This window comes from Rhodococcus coprophilus NBRC 100603 (assembly GCF_001895045.1).
In the GTDB taxonomy this organism is placed as follows: domain Bacteria; phylum Actinomycetota; class Actinomycetes; order Mycobacteriales; family Mycobacteriaceae; genus Rhodococcus; species Rhodococcus coprophilus.
On sequence record NZ_BDAM01000001.1, the window covers coordinates 285,373 to 302,747 of the forward strand.

Annotated in this window: 19 protein-coding genes; 10 read left to right on the forward strand and 9 right to left on the reverse strand. The window is 67.1% G+C overall.

The genetic code is table 11. The annotated features are described in order from the left end of the window. Positions 1–85 precede the first annotated feature (85 nt). Both RDCOP1_RS01240 and RDCOP1_RS01245 read left to right on the forward strand, forming a co-directional pair. Positions 86–664, forward strand: coding sequence for a nitroreductase/quinone reductase family protein (locus RDCOP1_RS01240; protein ID WP_084722276.1), 579 nt, complete (start codon positions 86–88; stop codon positions 662–664). A gap of 136 nt (positions 665–800) precedes the next feature. Next, a complete protein-coding gene (locus RDCOP1_RS01245) occupies positions 801–2,036 on the forward strand; it encodes a saccharopine dehydrogenase family protein (protein ID WP_072698252.1) in 1,236 nt (411 codons plus the stop codon). Between the two features lie 3 nt (positions 2,037–2,039). Here RDCOP1_RS01245 and RDCOP1_RS01250 read toward each other — a convergent pair whose 3' ends face one another. Further along, positions 2,040–2,876: a mycofactocin-coupled SDR family oxidoreductase gene (locus RDCOP1_RS01250; protein ID WP_072698253.1), complete on the reverse strand. Its 837-nt coding sequence runs from the start codon at positions 2,874–2,876 to the stop codon at positions 2,040–2,042. Between the two features lie 159 nt (positions 2,877–3,035). Between RDCOP1_RS01250 and RDCOP1_RS01255 the strand changes: the two genes are divergently transcribed. The 4 genes from RDCOP1_RS01255 (at position 3,036) to RDCOP1_RS01270 (ending at position 5,235) form a co-directional block, all read left to right on the forward strand. Then, the gene (locus RDCOP1_RS01255; RefSeq protein WP_143152173.1) at positions 3,036–3,221 is read left to right on the forward strand and encodes a hypothetical protein; all 186 of its coding nucleotides are present in this window, start codon (positions 3,036–3,038) and stop codon (positions 3,219–3,221) included. A gap of 70 nt (positions 3,222–3,291) precedes the next feature. Next, entirely contained in the window at positions 3,292–4,251 is a 960-nt protein-coding gene (locus tag RDCOP1_RS01260) for a sulfite exporter TauE/SafE family protein (RefSeq protein WP_072698255.1), read from the forward strand. 49 nt (positions 4,252–4,300) lie between these two features. Continuing rightward, positions 4,301–4,627 carry an ACT domain-containing protein gene (locus RDCOP1_RS01265; RefSeq protein WP_111731567.1) on the forward strand — a complete coding sequence of 109 codons (327 nt, stop codon included), beginning with the start codon at positions 4,301–4,303 and terminating at the stop codon, positions 4,625–4,627. A 188-nt stretch (positions 4,628–4,815) separates the two neighbouring features. Next, on the forward strand, positions 4,816–5,235 hold the full coding sequence (locus tag RDCOP1_RS01270) for an Hsp20/alpha crystallin family protein (RefSeq protein WP_072698257.1): 420 nt from the start codon (positions 4,816–4,818) through the stop codon (positions 5,233–5,235). A 39-nt stretch (positions 5,236–5,274) separates the two neighbouring features. Here the strand turns inward: RDCOP1_RS01270 and RDCOP1_RS01275 are convergent, their stop codons facing one another. From RDCOP1_RS01275 to mutA, 4 genes are read right to left on the reverse strand one after another with little or no spacing between them, the layout of a single operon-like run. Continuing rightward, complete coding sequence (locus tag RDCOP1_RS01275) at positions 5,275–6,003, reverse strand: lysoplasmalogenase (protein WP_231922944.1); 729 nt, start codon at positions 6,001–6,003, stop codon at positions 5,275–5,277. Further along, positions 6,000–7,040 (reverse strand): methylmalonyl Co-A mutase-associated GTPase MeaB, encoded by a 1,041-nt coding sequence (gene meaB, locus RDCOP1_RS01280; protein WP_072698258.1) that lies wholly within the window; start codon positions 7,038–7,040, stop codon positions 6,000–6,002. The genes RDCOP1_RS01275 and meaB overlap by 4 nt, the downstream gene beginning before the upstream one ends. A 7-nt stretch (positions 7,041–7,047) precedes the next feature. Next, complete coding sequence (gene scpA, locus RDCOP1_RS01285) at positions 7,048–9,294, reverse strand: methylmalonyl-CoA mutase (protein ID WP_072698259.1); 2,247 nt, start codon at positions 9,292–9,294, stop codon at positions 7,048–7,050. Continuing rightward, positions 9,295–11,184, reverse strand: a complete 1,890-nt coding sequence (mutA, locus tag RDCOP1_RS01290) for a methylmalonyl-CoA mutase small subunit (RefSeq protein WP_072698260.1) — start codon at positions 11,182–11,184, stop codon at positions 9,295–9,297. It abuts the gene before it with no gap. Between the two features lie 251 nt (positions 11,185–11,435). Here mutA and RDCOP1_RS01295 point away from each other — a divergent pair, with 251 nt between their 5' ends. Beyond that, the gene (locus RDCOP1_RS01295) at positions 11,436–12,110 is read left to right on the forward strand and encodes a TVP38/TMEM64 family protein (protein ID WP_084722364.1); all 675 of its coding nucleotides are present in this window, start codon (positions 11,436–11,438) and stop codon (positions 12,108–12,110) included. A gap of 112 nt (positions 12,111–12,222) precedes the next feature. Beyond that, on the forward strand, positions 12,223–12,996 hold the full coding sequence (locus tag RDCOP1_RS01300; RefSeq protein ID WP_072698262.1) for a crotonase/enoyl-CoA hydratase family protein: 774 nt from the start codon (positions 12,223–12,225) through the stop codon (positions 12,994–12,996). Between the two features lie 63 nt (positions 12,997–13,059). Here RDCOP1_RS01300 and RDCOP1_RS01305 read toward each other — a convergent pair whose 3' ends face one another. Beyond that, on the reverse strand, positions 13,060–13,362 hold the full coding sequence (locus RDCOP1_RS01305) for an amphi-Trp domain-containing protein (RefSeq protein ID WP_072698263.1): 303 nt from the start codon (positions 13,360–13,362) through the stop codon (positions 13,060–13,062). Between the two features lie 232 nt (positions 13,363–13,594). On the opposite strand from RDCOP1_RS01305, the gene RDCOP1_RS01310 reads away from it, so the two are divergent. After that, entirely contained in the window at positions 13,595–15,190 is a 1,596-nt protein-coding gene (locus tag RDCOP1_RS01310; protein WP_072698264.1) for an MFS transporter, read from the forward strand. Between the two features lie 44 nt (positions 15,191–15,234). Here RDCOP1_RS01310 and RDCOP1_RS01315 read toward each other — a convergent pair whose 3' ends face one another. Continuing rightward, positions 15,235–15,684, reverse strand: coding sequence for a hypothetical protein (locus RDCOP1_RS01315; RefSeq protein ID WP_111731568.1), 450 nt, complete (start codon positions 15,682–15,684; stop codon positions 15,235–15,237). Between the two features lie 203 nt (positions 15,685–15,887). Beyond that, positions 15,888–16,031 (reverse strand): hypothetical protein, encoded by a 144-nt coding sequence (locus RDCOP1_RS21420; RefSeq protein ID WP_169848795.1) that lies wholly within the window; start codon positions 16,029–16,031, stop codon positions 15,888–15,890. Positions 16,032–16,310: 279 nt separating this feature from the next. Here RDCOP1_RS21420 and RDCOP1_RS01325 point away from each other — a divergent pair, with 279 nt between their 5' ends. Further along, positions 16,311–16,496 carry a hypothetical protein gene (locus tag RDCOP1_RS01325; protein ID WP_072698266.1) on the forward strand — a complete coding sequence of 62 codons (186 nt, stop codon included), beginning with the start codon at positions 16,311–16,313 and terminating at the stop codon, positions 16,494–16,496. A 69-nt stretch (positions 16,497–16,565) separates the two neighbouring features. Here RDCOP1_RS01325 and RDCOP1_RS01330 read toward each other — a convergent pair whose 3' ends face one another. After that, positions 16,566–17,270: a universal stress protein gene (locus RDCOP1_RS01330; RefSeq protein WP_072698814.1), complete on the reverse strand. Its 705-nt coding sequence runs from the start codon at positions 17,268–17,270 to the stop codon at positions 16,566–16,568. Between the last annotated feature and the right edge of the window lie 105 nt (positions 17,271–17,375).

Genomic DNA, 17,375 nt, shown 5'->3' on the forward strand with positions numbered 1-17,375 from the left:
GGTGGTCGCAGAGACACAGTGCTCTCCCGTCCCCCGTGGGACGGCGACATCACGGCGGTAGAGATCCCGAGAGGTGCGTGACGTCATGAGAGCCCGACAACGCGTCGTCAGGACTGCCCGCGAGACGCGGGAGCGGTGGGCGCGGTTGCTCGGCAGGTGGTTGCACCCGCAGGACTATTCCGGGGAGGGCTCCTATCGGCCGCCCTCGCCGTGGTATCGCCGGCTGAATCCGGTCGGGGTGCCGTTGACCACGTGGGGGTTTGCCCCGCGGGATGCGGTGACGTTGCAGGTGCGAGGTCGTCGCACCGGCCGTCCTCGGCGGATCCCGATCCTGATCACCCGGTACGAGGGCGCGGACTACCTGGTCGCCCTGGCCGGGCAGTCACAGTGGGTACGCAATGTTCGTGCCGCCGGCGGCGATGCGGTGCTGCGGCGACGGAGTACCCGGCGGGTCCGGCTGGAGGAGGTGCCGGTGGAGGAGCGGGCCCCGGTGCTCGCGGCATACCTGGAGGCGGGGAAACGCCGTAGCGGTGAGTCGGCCGCACGAGAACAAGCCAAGTGGTACTTCGGACTTCACGAGCCCCCGACGGTGGAACGCCTCGCGGTACTGGCGCCGCGGTACCCCGTCTTCCGCGTGCACGACGCAGAATCGCGCGCAAGGTAAGCCCCTCGCGGGCCGGTGCACCGACTGCCGGACCGGCGTATCCGGCGCGGTGAAGGAATCGCCCATGTCGGTCCTGCGACCGGGCATCGGTGTGATGTTCCTCGCAACCGGACTTACCCGGCAGTAGGGTGAGTCCATGACTGCCTCACGTGACCTCGACATCGTCGTATACGGCGCCACCGGATTCGTCGGGCGGCTCACCGCCGCGTATCTCGCAAAGCACCTACCCACCGGCGTGACCGTCGGACTGGCCGGCCGGTCCGCCGAACGTCTCGAGAAGGTGCGCGCAGAACTCGGCACCGACTGGCCCCTGATCGAGGCGAACGCCGACGACCCGTCGTCCCTGGCGTCACTGGCCGGCTCGACCCGCATCGTCATCAGCACCGTCGGCCCGTACGCCAAGTACGGTCTGCCACTGGTCGAAGCGTGCGCTGAGGCCGGCACCGACTACGTCGATCTCACCGGCGAAGTGCTGTTCCACCGCGAGAGCATCGATCGGTTCGACGACATCGCCCGCCGCACAGGTGCACGAATCGTGCACTCGTGCGGTTTCGACTCCATCCCCTCCGATCTGGGCGTCCAAGCACTGTTCCGCGCCGCAGAGGCGGACGGCGCCGGTGCTCTCACGGACACCACGTTCGTCCTCACCTCGATGCGCGGCGGCCTCAGCGGCGGCACGATCGACTCGCTGCGCCTGCAGCTCGACGCCGTACGCAAAGACCCCGCCGCCCGCAAGGTCGCGGCCCGGCCGTACTCCCTCTCACCCGACCCCGCACACGAACCCGACCTCGGCCGCCAGAACGACTTCGCCCTGGTCGACGGCAAGTCCATCGCCCCGGAACTGGCGGGCTGGAAGGCGCCCTTCGTCATGGCGTCCTACAACACGCGCGTCGTGCGCCGCAGCAACGCCCTCACCGGCTGGGCCTACGGAAAGAAGTTCGCGTATCGGGAGGTGATGAGCGTCGGGTCGTCGGTGTTCTCACCGGTGCTCGCCGGACTGGTCGCTGCGGGCAGCGGTGCGCTGGCAGCGGGACTGGCGTTTCCGCCTACCCGGTTCCTGCTCGACAAGGTATTGCCGGCCCCGGGTGAAGGTCCGTCCGAAAAGACCCGGGAATCAGGTCATTTCACCGTCGATCTGTACACGACGACGGAAACCGGTGCGCGCTACACCGTACGTTTCGCCGCGAAGGGCGACCCGGGCTACAAGGCGACCGCGGTGATGCTGGCAGAGTCAGCGCTCTCCCTCGCCTCCGGTGGATCCGCGCTGCATGCGGGCGGCGGAGTTCTCACCCCGGCGGTCGCGTTCGGCGACGTACTGACCGAACGCTTGCGCGACGCCGGTTTCGAGATCTCCGCCCGCCCGCTCCCCTGACGGTCAGCCGCTGGTACGGGCGGCATTGCCGGCGTCGACCGGGATCACGACGCCGCTGAGGTGAACGCTGTCCTCGGCCGCCAGGAACAGCACTGCCCGGGTGACCTCGAACGCGTCGAGCCACGCGACGGGCTGCACGTGCAGAGAGCGGAAGACCGGTTCGACGTCGTCGGCCGTCGGGGTTTCCAGATCCGGACGCATGTGGCCGTAAAGGGTCTCGTTGTGGATCATCGGTGTGCTGATGTTGCCGGGGGCGACAGCATTGACGGTGATGCCGTACCGAGCCAGATCGAGTGCCGAGCTCTTGGTCAGCCCGATCACTCCCCATTTCGACGCGGCGTAGGCGGCGGTGTTGGTGCCTCCCTGACGCCCCAGCATGGAGGACACGGTCACGATGCGGCCGTAGCCGCGTTCGATCATTGCGGGCGCCACCGCGCCGATGGTGTTGAAGACGCCGGTGAGATTGCTGCCGATGACCTCGTCCCACTGCGGGGTCGTGGTCTGCTGCACGGACCCCATCAGGGTCACTCCGGCGTTGGCGACGGCGATGTCGATGCGGCCGAACTCGGCGACGGCGGCGTCGGCAGCGGTGTCCATGGCGTCCCGGTCGGCTACGTCGGCCTTGACGACGAGCGCCCGGCGTCCGGTCGCTTCGACCATCCGGGCGGTTTCGGCGAGCTCGGCGGGGGTCGCCATCGGGTATGAGAGGACATCACGGTCCTCACAGCGATCGACCAGGACGACGTCCGCTCCCCGCTCGGCGAAAGCCACCGCGTGCGCTCGGCCCTGTCCTCTCGCCGCACCCGTCACGAGTGCGACTCTGCCGTCGAATCCGTTCAAGACGATTCCTCCACATAGGTTCGATGAGTCCGTAGATCCGGCTCAGTAAGCCACGTCGACCGGAGTGAGCCAGGCCACATCTCGCACAGTGGGACGAATGGGAGGCGCTGCGTACGACCCGCCCGGACACGAGATGTTGCGGTCGCCGGTATGCAGTCGGTGAAACGCGTTATGCTCGATCGGTCGCCGCGCGGCGCGGTGACATCGACGACGTACGAGGACGGCAACGTGCAGGTGACGAGCATCGAGGCGGCTCCGGCCACCATGCTTGCGCTCATGCCGTTCTGGCCCACGCGTCGCCACGCGTGCTTCGATTGCCTGTGTTGCACCGAGGTCTGTTGCTGAGCGGGTTCCCCGCTCTTTCCGGCCCACGCCGAGCCCGGCTCGGTCACTTTCGGACTTCGGAGCTCTGCTCATGTTCAATCTGCTCGTATTCACATTGGTCGGTGTCGGCGCTCAACTCGTCGACGGTGCCCTCGGCATGGCATTCGGTGTCACCGCGACGACCCTCCTGATCTTCAGCGGTATCGGCGCCGCTCACGCCAGCGCCGCGGTCCACCTCGCCGAAGTCGGGACCACGCTCGTCTCCGGAGCATCGCACTGGAAGTTCCGCAACATCGACTGGAAAGTCGTGTTGCGTCTCGGTGTGCCCGGTGCGATCGGCGCATTCCTCGGGGCGACGGTGCTCTCCAGCCTGTCGACCGAGGCGGCCGCACCCGTGACCGCCGCGATCCTTCTGGCCATCGGCGTATATGTCGCCCTACGGTTCTCCGTCCGGCCACCGGCTGTCGCTCATGCACGGACGTCACCGCACAGCGCCAAGTTCCTTTCGCCCCTCGGCCTGTTCGGCGGATTCGTCGACGCGAGCGGCGGCGGAGGCTGGGGTCCGATCACCACCAGCACTTTGCTCTCGCGGGGGAAGACGGCGCCGCGGACGGTGATCGGCTCGGTGAGCGCCTCCGAGTTCCTCGTGGCGGTCTCGGCGAGTGCCGGGTTCCTCATCGGACTCGGACACGAGTCCCTCGGAAACCTCCTCGTGGTCGCAGGTCTCGCTTGCGGTGGTGCCCTCGCAGCACCGTTCGCCGCATGGTTGGTCAGCCGGATCCCGGCCACTCTGCTCGGTACCGCGGTCGGTGGGCTCATCGTCCTCACCAACGCACAGAAGCTCTTCGACGCCTTCGAGGCGGGCAGGCTCGTGTCGACCTCGCTCACGTGCGTGATCGTGTGCGCGTGGGGCGCGCTGCTCGCGGTGTCCTGGAAGCGCTCCCGTCTCACCCGTGCCGAAGCCACCGGAGCGCTGGCGCCTCTCGTCGCACTCGAGCCGGTCCCCCTGCGGGACACCGCAGCCGACGCTACGGACGATCCGCGTCACTGACCTCGGGCAGTCGCGGGCGGTGACTCTCGACGACCACCCCCGGTCAGCCTTGGATGAAGGTGTCGCCGTCGAGCGCCCAGTGTTTCCGGAATGCTGCGCGACCCGCGAGGGTGACGACGAGACCGCGACGCGCGCACACGACATGACCAGTCTCGCCCGGGTGACGATCCACCCCGTGGTGATGCTCACCCTCGATCAGGACGTACCCGGGCAGTTGGGTGCCTTCACCCGGCGTCTCGCGGACGAGGCGATCAACATTCTCGTCCAGTACAGCGATCACGACCACAATCTGATCGTGGTCACCGACCTGGTGCGTCACGATGACGCCGCACGCATCGCAGCAGACTGGACAGCAGGCTCGAGCCCGACACGATGAGGTACACGGGGCGTGACCCTCCACCGGCGGCGGATCACCCGATACACGCCTCGAGGCCACATACGGTGGACTATCTTGAGTCGAGACCACTACCGAATTCGACTGCACGACAACAGCAGTCGCCGCTTTCGGGCGAATTGCCCGTACCCGGCCGGCGACGAAGACGACTATCACATCAGGGAGACCCCGTGTCGAATGCTCCTGTACGCCGTACCTGGAATCCGTTCCCCGAGCTGTCCGACTTCTTCGATTCGATCGGCGGTTTCCGGCCCACCCTCGGCAACAACATCATTCGAGTCGAAGACGAAGTCGCCGACGGCCGCTACATCGTGCGCGCCGAAATGCCCGGCCTCGATCCGGACAACGACATCAACGTGTCCGTCAACGATGGACGGCTCGAGATCTCGGCGGAACGCACCGACAAGAAATCGGACAACGGCCACTCCGAGTTCACCTACGGCTCCTACCGGCGGAGCGTGACGCTCCCCCGCGGCGCCAAGGACGACGACATCGACGCCTCGTACGCCAAGGGAATTCTGACCGTTTCCATCGGTCTCGGCGACACCGAGTCGTCCGCCAAGAAGATCGAGGTCAAGAAAGCCGACTGACAATCCTCCGGACACCGACGGCTACCGCCGACGCCGACATCATCCGGCGTCGGCGGTGCGGTCGGCGGATCCCGCGCGGTCCCCGCTGTCGTGTGCGGTGCCGCTCCGGCTGAGGACCCCGCCGGTGATGAGAGCTTGCGCGCAGATGTAGGTGATCATGATCCAGAATCCTGTCGCGGGCAGCGAGAATCCGTCGACGAAGGCGTTCAGCGCAATCAGCGAATCCGAGATCACGAAGACGACCGCGCCCCAGGCGACGGCTCGGGACACTCCGGTCGCGAGAACCGCCATCGTGGCGATGCACAGTCCGTAGATCACGACCGCGACGGCAAGGGCACCGGCGCCCGGCGCGCACACCGCGACCAGGACGACCACTGCCACCGCATACAGCGCGAGGACCCACCGTTTCGTGTGCAGCACGCTTCTGTCGCGATAGGGCAAAAACGCAGCGATGTACGTGATCTGGGCGCAGAGGAAGAACCCGATCAGCACGAGGAACGCGGCGTCGCCGTCGAACAGGTCGGGCGCGGCGTCTCCCAGCCACGAGAACGCCAGCGCGAGCAGGATCAGCTTCACCAACCGGTCCCGACGCGGCTCGGTGGAGGCGGCCAGGCCGAGCGCGAGCAACGGCATGAGCAGCCACTGCGTGGCGTCGGTGACCAGCGAGTCCGGATCGACCAGCTGAGCGACGAGGTGCACCACCGTGACACCCGCGAACGCTGCGAACGCGGTGATCCCGGTCGCGGTGAGGCTCGACGGAGACCTCACCGGACCTGCCGCTCACCGTCTTCGGTGGCGGTCGCCTCGTCCGCCCCGCCGACACCGTCGAACGCCTCCAGGATGCGTTGCGCGGCCAGAGCCGCGGTGAGCGATCCGTCGCGCACCGCCGCCTCCACCTCACCGCGGATCGCCTTGACGCGCGGCGCCGATTCGAGTCGGCGCAGCAACTGGTCGTGGACCATCGTCCAGGTCCAGTCGACCTGCTGCCGACGGCGGTTCTCCTCGAAGCGACCCGCCTCGGTGAGCACGCGCCGATGTTCGAGGACGGTGTCCCAGAAGGTGTCCAGTCCGCTGCCTTCGAGGCCGCTCATCGTGATGACCGGAGGCTTCCACAGCGCGTCGTGCGGGTGCACCAGGCGCATGGCCCCGGCGAGTTCGCGGGCGGCGACGCGGGCGTCGCGCTCGAACTTGCCGTCGGCCTTGTTGACGGCGACCAGGTCGGCGAGTTCGAGCACGCCCTTCTTGATGCCCTGCAACTGGTCGCCGGTGCGGGCGAGGGTCAGGAAGGTGAAGCAGTCCACCATGTTCGCGACCGTCACCTCGGACTGCCCGACACCGACCGTCTCGATCAGGATGACGTCGAATCCGGCCGCCTCGAGCAGCACCATGGTTTCGCGGGTGGCTTTCGCGACCCCACCGAGTGTGCCCGCGGTCGGCGACGGCCGGATGAAGGCGTCGCGTTCGACGGACAACCGGGCCATGCGGGTCTTGTCACCGAGAATCGATCCGCCGGTGCGGGTCGACGAAGGATCGACAGCGAGGACCGCAACCTTGTGTCCCCGCGCCAGCAGATACATCCCGAGGTTGTCGATGAATGTCGATTTGCCGACACCGGGGACGCCGGTGATCCCTACCCGAATCGCGCCGCCCGCCTCCGGGAGCAGGCGCAGCAGCAACTGCTGAGCCTGCTCCCGGTGGTCGTCGCGGGTGGACTCGACCAGGGTGATCGCCTTCGCCAACCCGGCTCGCTGTCCCGCGAGCACCGCGTCGGCGAGGGCGTCCGTATCGACCGGAGGTCTGCCCATGCCCGATCTATCCCTGGGCGGGGTGGCCGAGCTGGGCCCCCAGCTTGGTGAGCAGTCCGGCGGCGGCGTCGGCGATCACGGTGCCCGGCGGGAAGATCGCCGCGGCGCCCGCCTGGTACAGCTCGTCGAAATCGCCGGGCGGGATGACGCCGCCCACGACGATCATGATGTCCTCGCGGCCCACCTCTGCCAGTGCCTGCTTGAGTGCGGGAACCAGCGTGAGGTGACCCGCGGCCAACGACGACACACCGATGACGTGCACGTCGTTGTCGGCCGCCTGCTGGGCGACCTCTTCGGGGGTCTGGAACAGCGGTCCGACGTCGACGTCGAAGCCGAGGTCGGCGAAGGCGGTGGAGATCACCTTCTGTCCGCGGTCGTGGCCGTCCTGCCCCATCTTCGCGACGAGGATGCGCGGCCGGCGGCCCTCCTCTTCCGCGAACTTCTCGACGAGTTCCGTTGCCGTGGTGATGTTCGTCGCCTTTCCGGCCTCGTCGCGGTACACCCCGCTGATCGTGCGGATCTCGGCCTGGTGCCGCCCGTAGACCTTCTCGAGGGCGTCGGAGATCTCTCCGACGGTCGCCTTGGCGCGCGCCGCGTCGATGGCGAGGGCCAGCAGGTTGTTCTCCATGCCGCCCTCGGTGGCCGCGGCGGCCCGGGTCAGCTCCGCGAGTGCGGCCTGCGTGGCGGCCTCGTCGCGATCCCCGCGAAGCTGCTGGAGCTTCGCGATCTGCTCGGCACGCACCTTCGAGTTCTCGACCTTGAGTACCTCGATGGTGTCGACCTCGTCGGGCACGTACTTGTTGACACCGATCAGCGGCTGACGGCCGGAGTCGATGCGGGCCTGGGTGCGCGCCGCTGCCTCCTCGATGCGTAGCTTCGGGATGCCTTCCGAGATGGCCTGCGCCATGCCGCCGGCTTCCTCGACCTCCGCGATGTGCGCGCGGGCCCGGTTGGCGAGCTCGTGGGTGAGCCACTCGACGTAGTGCGAGCCACCCCACGGGTCGATGGGCCGGGTGGTCCCCGACTCCTGCTGCAGCAACAGCTGGGTGTTACGGGCGATGCGGGCCGAGAAGTCGGTCGGCAGCGCGATCGCCTCGTCGAGAGCGTTGGTGTGCAGCGACTGGGTGTGCCCCTGGGTCGCGGCCATCGCCTCGACGCAGGTACGCGCGACGTTGTTGAACACGTCCTGCGCGGTCAGCGACCATCCCGAGGTCTGCGAATGGGTACGCAGCGACAACGACTTGGCGGACTTCGGTTCGAACTTCTCGACCAGCTCGGCCCAGAGCAGACGACCCGCGCGGAGCTTCGCCACCTCCATGAAGAAGTTCATGCCGATGGCCCAGAAGAACGACAGCCGCGGAGCGAACTTGTCGATGGCCATGCCCGCGTCCAGGCCCGCCCGGATGTACTCGACACCGTCCGCAAGGGTGTAGGCCAGCTCCAGATCGGCCGTCGCTCCGGCTTCCTGGATGTGGTAGCCGGAGATCGAGATCGAGTTGAACTTCGGCATCTTCGCGCTGGTGTACGAGAAGATGTCGGAGATGATCCGCATCGACGGCTTCGGCGGGTAGATGTAGGTGTTCCGGACCATGAACTCTTTCAGAATGTCGTTCTGAATGGTTCCGGCCAGCTGTTCCGGCTTGACGCCCTGTTCTTCCGCCGCGACGACGTACAGCGCGAGGATCGGCAGCACTGCGCCGTTCATGGTCATCGAGACCGAGACCTGCGACAGATCGATGCCGTCGAACAACTGACGCATGTCGAGGATCGAGTCGATGGCCACCCCCGCCATGCCCACATCGCCTTGAACGCGCGGGTGATCGGAGTCGTAACCACGGTGCGTCGCGAGGTCGAAGGCGACCGAGAGGCCCTTCTGACCGGCCGCAAGGTTGCGCCGGTAGAACGCATTGGACTCCGCTGCGGTGGAGAACCCTGCGTACTGACGGATGGTCCACGGCTGGTTGACGTACATCGTCGGGTAGGGGCCGCGCACGAACGGCGCGATACCGGGGTAGCTGTCCAGCGGGTAACCCTCGGCGACGACGGCGTCGCGATCTGCACGAGTGTAGACGGGCTTGACGTCGATGCCCTCGGGCGTCGACCACACAACCTGGTCCTTGGTGTAAAGGTTGGCGGCGGCGACGGACTCGACGAGCGTCTCGGCCTGCTCCGTGGTCGGAGCGGGCGGAACCGGTGCCGCGGGGTCCGTCAGCGGGATATCGGCGAAGCTGCCGATCTGATGTTCGATACTCACTTACGCTCCCAGGGTGTCGAGCAGGTCGGTCAGCGCGGCAATCGCGTCGATACGGGCGGTGAGGAAGCCGTCCGGCCGGCTCTCCCCCTGCACGTCGCCCACGGCTTTCTCCGGCCCCGCGAGCAGCACGGTGGTGATACCGGCGGCGCGCAGTGCGGTGGTGGCGGTCGCGGCTTCCTCGCCGTACCGGGCATCGGTACCGCAGAGGATTGCGATGCTCGCACCCGAACCGCTCACCACGCCGGCGACTGCATCGCCGGTCAGGTCCAGCGGACCGGGGTTCACGGTTTCGATACCGCCGGATGCCATCAGGTTTGCGGCGAACGTGCTGCGGCCATTGTGCTCGGCGACCGGGCCGAGCGGTGCGAGCAACACCTTGGGGCGCGCGCCGTGTGTTGCGAGGAACGCGTCCGAGCGGTCCCGCAGTGCCTCGAAGGGCGCTGCGTAGCGGGCGGCGAGCGTGCCCGCGTCGCTAGCTCCCACCGGAAGCGGGGCCTCGGCGAGGTTCGGAAACTCGTTGATACCGGTGACGGCGGTCTTGCGGTGCGCGATGTCGGAGTCCCGCTGCGCACGGGTGGCGGCGATCCGGTCGGCGACCAGTCCCGATTCGAGAGCGGCGCGATATCCGCCCGCAGATTCGACTTCCTGGAAGAATTCCCACGCCTTCGCTGCGATCTGCGCGGTCAGTTCCTCGATGTACCAGGATCCGGCGCCGGGGTCGAGGACGCGGCCGAGGTTGGATTCCTCGAGCAACAGCAGCTGTGTGTTGCGGGCGATGCGGGCGGCGAAACCTTCGGACACACCGAGTGCACCGGCAGGCAGGGCAGCGTCGAACGGCAGCACCGTCACCGCGTCGGCACCACCGACACCGGCGCCGAATGCGGCGAGGGTGGTGCGCAGCATGTTCACCCACGGGTCGCGCTGGGCCATCATCGCGGCCGAGGTGACGGCGTGCTGCGGGGCGTTACCGGCCTCCGGCGCGCCGGCGACCTGCGCGATCCGCGCCCACAACTGCCGGCCTGCGCGGAACTTCGCGATGGTCTGGAACTGGTCATCGGTGGCGGCGAGGCGGAATTCGATCTGGCCGAGGGCCTGCTCCGCGGAGCACCCCGCGGTGATCAGGCCGCGCACGTATTCCAGGCCGGCAGCGATCGAGGCGGCAAGTTCCTCGGCGTCCGAGGCTCCTGCGTTGTGGAAGGCAGTGCCGTCCACAGTGAGGGCCCGAACGGTGCCGATGCGGTCGGCAGCCGCCGCGGCCAGTTCGATGGCCTCATCCACGGTGATGTCGTCGCGACCCGCAAACTGGCTGGTGAGCGGTGCCGCACCGAGCGAGAGCCGGACGGCTTCCGGATCGGCGAGATCGGTGCGGGCGTCGACGACGGCGTACAGGGCTGCCGCCGCCGCGACTGTCTCGGCTCCCGCGTCGATGGTCACGGGCGCCAGGTCGAGGAGCACCTTGTCCAATGCGGCGGACAGTGTCTCGATCGGAAGATCGGTACCACCGACCCGCAGCCACAGCGCACTGACACCGTTCTCGAGCGCATCCAGAATGCGTTCGTTGACCTTGCCGGCGGTGCCGTACCCGGTCGCGGCTGCTGCGCCGCCGAACTGGGCGGAGACCAGCCAGCCGGTGGTGACGTCGCGGGTGGCGGATCCCCCGCGGACGAAGGGGAACTCGCCGGGCAGCGGAGCCTCGGGGCGCTCATCGCGGATGCCGTAGAGGGGATTGACCGTGACACCGTCGTACGTCGTGGTCTCGAGCAAGCGCTGCGGCTCGGGTCCGAGTTCTGAGGGGTCGACGCGCCGGGATTTCGCGAGCACTCCCGCGACCGCATCCTGCCACTGCGCATATGCGCGCGCGGCGTCCTCGGCTTCTGCAGCTAATGACACGTGCGATTCCTCCTACTGCGGCATGCAGGGTCTGTTCGGCGGCGCTGTCGGCCGGGGCGGATGATCCCGAAAAGGTTAAACGTTTGTCGCTGTGATGCTAGCCGCACACTCTGGACACCTGCTGTGGGGATTGCCACAGATTCGCTAGCGATAGATAAAGAGCGCAGCACGGTGTGCCTGAGCAACTCCGGTGGCGCCGAGCGCCCGGAGTACGCTCACACCCCGTGACGAGGATTATCGGAGACCGCAGAATCCTCGGCGTCCTCGTCCTACTCACCGGGCTGATCGCTGTAGCGCTTCTGGTCCCACTCCCGACCGTGGGCGAGATCCGCGAGTGGTCCGAATCGATGAACGGCCCGACGCTGCTCCTCTCGTTCTTCGTCGTCCACACCCTGGTGACCCTCGCTCCGGTGCCGCGCACCGTGTTCACACTCAGCGCCGGGGTGTTGTTCGGGAGCCTGACCGGAATCGCCGTGTCGGTCGCCGCGACCACCGTGAGCGCGATCCTCGCTTTTCTGTTCCTGCGCGCGGTGGGGCGTGACGCGGTGGCCGCCCACCTGACGCATCCGACGGCGAAAGCGATCGACTTGCGCCTGGCTCGTCGCGGCTGGCTTGCGGTCGGATCGCTGAGGCTCATCGCGGCAGCCCCGTTCTTCGTCGTGAACTGCTGTTGCGCTGTGTCGTCGGTGCGGTTCGTGCCGTACACCCTCGCCACGATGGTGGGCATCCTTCCGGGCACCATCGGTGTCGTATTGCTCGGGGACGCCCTCACCGGCCAGGCCGATCCTGCGTTGATGGTGGTCAGCGCGGTGTGCATCGCGGTCGGCATCGGCGGCCTCCTTCTCGAAGCCCGACTCCCCGAACCGGCGGGTTCCGCTCTGGACGCCGTCGTCGATCTCCCGGCACACCCGACCCGGAGCGAGTGACACGGTCCGAGTGACCCGGAGCGGGTGACCCGGTCCGGTCGATGCGGAAACCACCCCGGCTCTGCTGCCTTCCCGTTCACACTGGGGAGCGATGACTGGGAGCGGAGCGGAAATGACGACATACGAATCCATCCGCGTCGAGACCGAGGATCGCGTGACCACGGTCGTCATGGCGCAACCGGATCGTCGCAATGCCGTCGACGGTGCGATGGCTGCGGAACTCGCGCGGGCGTTCGAAGAGTTCGACACCGATCCCCACGCCGACGTGGCCGTCCTCTACGGCGAGGGTAGGACGTTCTGCGCCGGCGCCGATCTGAAAGCGATCGGTACAGACAGAGCCAACACCGTCGCGGTGGAGGGTCACGGCCCGATGGGGCCGACGCGCCTGACCATGTCGAAACCGGTGATTGCGGCGATCGAAGGCTATGCCGTCGCGGGCGGGCTCGAGCTTGCCATCTGGTGCGACCTGCGGGTCGCCGCGTCGGACGCCGTGTTCGGTGTGTTCTGCCGGCGTTGGGGAGTACCGCTCATCGACGGAGGCACCGTGCGGCTACCGCGATTGATCGGCGAGAGCAGGGCGATGGACATGATCCTGACCGGCCGGCCGGTCGACGCGGACGAGGCGCTCGTCTTCGGCCTGGCCAATCGTGTCGTCGATCCCGGCACCGCGCGCGCAGCCGCAGAACAGCTGGCCCGCGATCTGACCCGCTTTCCCCAAACCTGCATGCGCAACGACCGCCGGTCGGCTCACGGCCAGTTCGGACGCACCGAACGGGAGGCGATGGCGGACGAAATCCGGTTCGGGATGGAATCTCTCACCGCCGACACGACCATCGGTGCGGCCCGGTTCAGCGGCGGAGAAGGCCGCCACGGCGACTTCGCGTAGGTCGGCCGGGCCGTACGAGCGTGCGCCACGTCATCGTTTTGCCGGCGTTTTGCGCGACCGGCCTCACCGCGCCGGACGGGCGGGAGACCGGGCCGTCGATTCGGTCCGGGACTGCTCTTCGTCCGCCGATGCGCCGGATGGGGCGTCGTGCCAGCTGATCTCGATTTCGATCTCGATCTCGTCGCCGTCGACCTCGATCTCCAACTCCCACCGCACTCGGTCTGCGACCACCATGGTCACCGAGTCACCGGGCGATCCCAGCTCGACCTCCGAGCCGTCGGCGAGAGCACGACCGAGTTCGATCAGCCGCTCGGATGCTTCCTTGCGAGAAAGCTCGGACGTCTTCTTGATCTCCAGCTTGGGCACGACGACTCCTGACCTCGGCGCAGTGTGCACTCACCGTAACCGCCGAGAGGTGCGTGACCGGCCCGAACGAGGAGACGGTCGGCTGTCCACCGGTCCGGGCGAACCTTCGAGACCTCTGCCTGCAGCGCCCTCGGCCGTGAGAAACTCGTTGTCGGGATGGCTGTCGCGCCGGGCGCCGGTGTGGCTTCCCGGGCCGCTCCCGCGACCCCGACCGAACGGCGGTGCACCCCGCATGAGCGAGAACCCACCTGCCGGCGAATCTTCCGAAGAAGTAGTGGCCCCTCGGCGTCTGCTCGGTCTCCTGCTGGCCATGGCGATGTTCGTTCTCGTCGTCGATACCTCACTGATGAACGTGTCCATCTCGTACGTGGTTCGCGATCTCGACACGACCGTGAGCGGCGTCCAGGCAGCGATCGCGCTCGAGGCACTGGTCTCGGCCGCGTTCATCCTGATCGGCAGCAAGATCGGCGATCTCATCGGGCGGAAACGGGCCTACGTACTCGGTTTGCTCGGTTACGCGGTCGGCGCGACGGCAATGGCACTCGCACAGACCCTCACGGCAGTCATCGTCTTCTGGGCCGTCCTGGGCGGCATCGGCGCGTCGCTCCTGCTACCTGCCATGCAATCCCTCATCCACGGAAACTTCGAGGGGAAGGCACAGAAGAAGGTCTACGCCCTCGTCGGGGCGGCCGCTGCCATCGCCGCTGCGGTCGGGCCGCTGCTCGGAGGGTTCATCACCACGTTCCTCTCGTGGCGGGTGGGTTTCGTCCTCGAGGTCGTCATCATCGGGATCGTGTTGTGCGGCATCGGACTCGTCCGCGACGTGCCGTACACAGGTCCACGGACGATCGACCTGGTCGGTGCCGCGCTCTCCGTCCTGGGAATGGGCGGCGTCGTGCTGGGAATCCTGGTGTGGCAGGACGGCGGCGAATTCGTCGGCGCGCTCCTCGTGCTCGGCGCACTCTCGCTGGCCTGCCTCGCGGGCTGGCTCGTGCGGCGCAAACATCGAGGGAAGACGACGTTGCTGGACCCGGATCTGTTCCACTCCACCATGTTCCGGCTGGGAATCACAGGGCAGATGCTTCAGCAGATCGCCCTGGGCGGGACGATGATCGCGTTGCCCATCTACCTGCAGATGGTGCTCGAATACAACGCGATGCAAGCGGGCCTGTCGCTCGCGCCGCTGTCTCTCAGCATGTTCGCGGTGGCTCTGCTCGCAGGCAACAAAGCCGGCGACCGGCGGCCCAGCAGCATCATCCTTTGGGGATTCGTGCTGCTGACGGTCGGAATCGTAGCGCTGATCCCGATCGTGCCGCGAGCCGACTTCGGCTGGGGACTGGTACTTCCCCTGATCATCGCCGGATCCGGCTTGGGTTTGCTGGTATCCCAACTCAACAACTACACACTCGCACCGATCGACGAAGAGCGCATCAGCGAAGCGGCGGGGGTCAATTCCGCTTCGGGGTCGTTCGGGCTCTCGTTCGGGCTCGCCTTTGCCGGCGCTCTGATGCTCGCGACACTGTCCTTCACGTTCACATCCATGGCGGAATCGAGCACCGTGCTCCCTCCTGCCGAGCAACGCCAGGTCGCCCAGGTACTCGAGGACGACGCGCAGGTCATGAGCAACACACAACTCGAAGAACTGCTCGTCGAACAGCCCCCGGCGATTCGGGACGAGATCGTTCGGATCAACACGGACAGCCGTCCCCGCGCCCTGCAGGTGGCCCTGCTTGTTCCGCTTGTTGCGGGCCTCGCCGGAATCCTCATCTGTCTCCGGATGGGGCGTATACCCGACCCGAAATCCCACGAGCGGCCGGACGGCATCTAGGGCCGGGTGTCCTCGCTCAGACCGGCCCGGCCGGGACACGACCGCTACGCGCGCGCCCCGGACCAGCCGACGATCACCGACCGCGCCCCCGAATACTCCAGCATCGAGCGGAGCGGTCCACCGGTGCAAAGTTGACGGTCGAGTTCGCGCTGCTGTGCGCCCAGGTCTCGGTCGTCGGGTACTCCGACAAGGATCTCGACGGGGGCAAGGCTGCGCTCGCCCTCCAGCAGGAGTTGTTCTTCGTGCACGGCATGGACCGGAACGTCGTCGTTGCCGGCAGCGTCGCCAAGGATCAGCGCCACATAATCCACTTCGTCCTCGTCGTCGTGGCACACCACGAGGTGCCTGGGACGGGTCGCAGGAGACGACGGGCATTCGATCGTGAGGACATCGGAGAAATCGAAACTCTCGACCCTGCCGGTTTCGTGTCTTTCCGCCCCCAGGTTCACTCGTCGCGCGGTCCAACTGAAGAATCCGGTGTCGGGCTCCTTCATCGCTCGCCTGCCCTCCTCATGATTTCTGCTTCGAGGGTTATTCGTCGCCGGGGCGCACAAGGACGGGTGTCCCCGGCCCGGGAGAACCGGACGTGGTCATCGGCAGGTCGGAGAAGGCACGGTTCGCCTTGTCGGCTCACCATGAACTGGATCCGCAAGAACCGCGCTGTGGCCACCACGGTGCGGACCGTTCGAAAGACGACTCAGCGGGAGCGACGCTGCTCGCGCACCCGGGCAGCGAACTCCCGAGCCTTACGCTGATTCTGCGGTTTGGACGCTTCGCGCTTGATCATCTGTATTGCCTTGACGGCGATGCCGCCTTTGATGACCCGGCTGAGCATTCCCATCGTGTGCCTCCTGCCGGGCCCGAACCGGTGTGGTGCGGACCCTCGTGCTTCGAACCCGTCCGGACGTCGAACAGATACAGCCCAACGGTACGAGTTCATCGCGTTCGGCGCGACCCGACGCACGCAGCAGATGAGCCGGACAGCACCCATCGATCCTCCGGCCGGACGGAACCACGGTGTCCGAAACACAGAATTCCGGCAATCTCCAGATCCGTAGATCCCTTCCCAGTCGACGATCGATCCCTTGTGCATCCACATCTCGACGCAGACAATCACCGCATGGGGAACTTCGGGGTGCCCGCCGACCTTTCGGACAATGAGGTCGTCGAAGGCTTGCATTATTGGCGAAACCGATTACACCACTTCGCTTCCGAAGGGGATCCCGAAGGAGAGAAGGATACTGAAGAGGCTCGCACCTTTCTCGAGGAATTCACCGGGGAGGCTCAGCAGCGCGGACTGCTCTGACCCCGAACCATCACGCTGCGTTGCAGTTCGGCGCCGCCTTCGATCACTTCCGATACCGGCACATCCGATTCAGTTGCTCTCCGGTCCCTTCTCCGCGCGATCCGACGATACGCGAAGCGCGACAGTAGGTTCCGCCGAATCAGTGGGTTCCGGCGGAACCGTCGGGTCGACGACCAGGACCGGGACCGGACAGTGCGCGGTGAGGTATTCGGCGACGCTGCCCAGCATCCGGGTCGTCATACCGCGACCGCGTTTACCGACGACGAGCACGTCTGCCCGGTGGTTCTCGGCGTACCAGCGCAGGCACTGCCCGGGCGGACCGGCGAGTACCGCATAGCCGGTCGGCACAGCTCCCGCCCCCGAGGCCGCCTCGTTCAGGCGATGCTTTGCCCGGTCCACCATCGTCGAGTCGGCACCGCTCGCGTCGTCGTAGGACACCACCGCGACCAACTCGAGCACGCCTCCGCCGCGGCCGAACAGTTTCAGTGCCGATGCCAGAGCGTGTTCGGCCTCCACGGAACCGTCGTACCCGACCATCACGCGCAGTCCGGATCGGTTCGCCGGGTCGGCTCCCCAGCTGTCGACCGGTGTCACCTCGACCGGCCGCGGCGTGCGTTCAACCCGTTCGTACGCGATAGGAACGAAAAGTGGTCCGAGAACGACAGCGATGATCGTCCAGCGGCCGTCGTGCCCGCGACGCGCCATCCACAAGCCCGTCAGCAACCCGACGAGCACCCACACGACGACAAAGACGGCAATAACGGTCCAGTTCACGAACTTCTCCTCGAACACAGCGCAGCCGCACGAGGCGTGCGCGCCGGAACTTCGGGCGTGGCGTGTCGCCTCCGGTCCGGCCGGAGACCTATGGCTTCTGGGGCG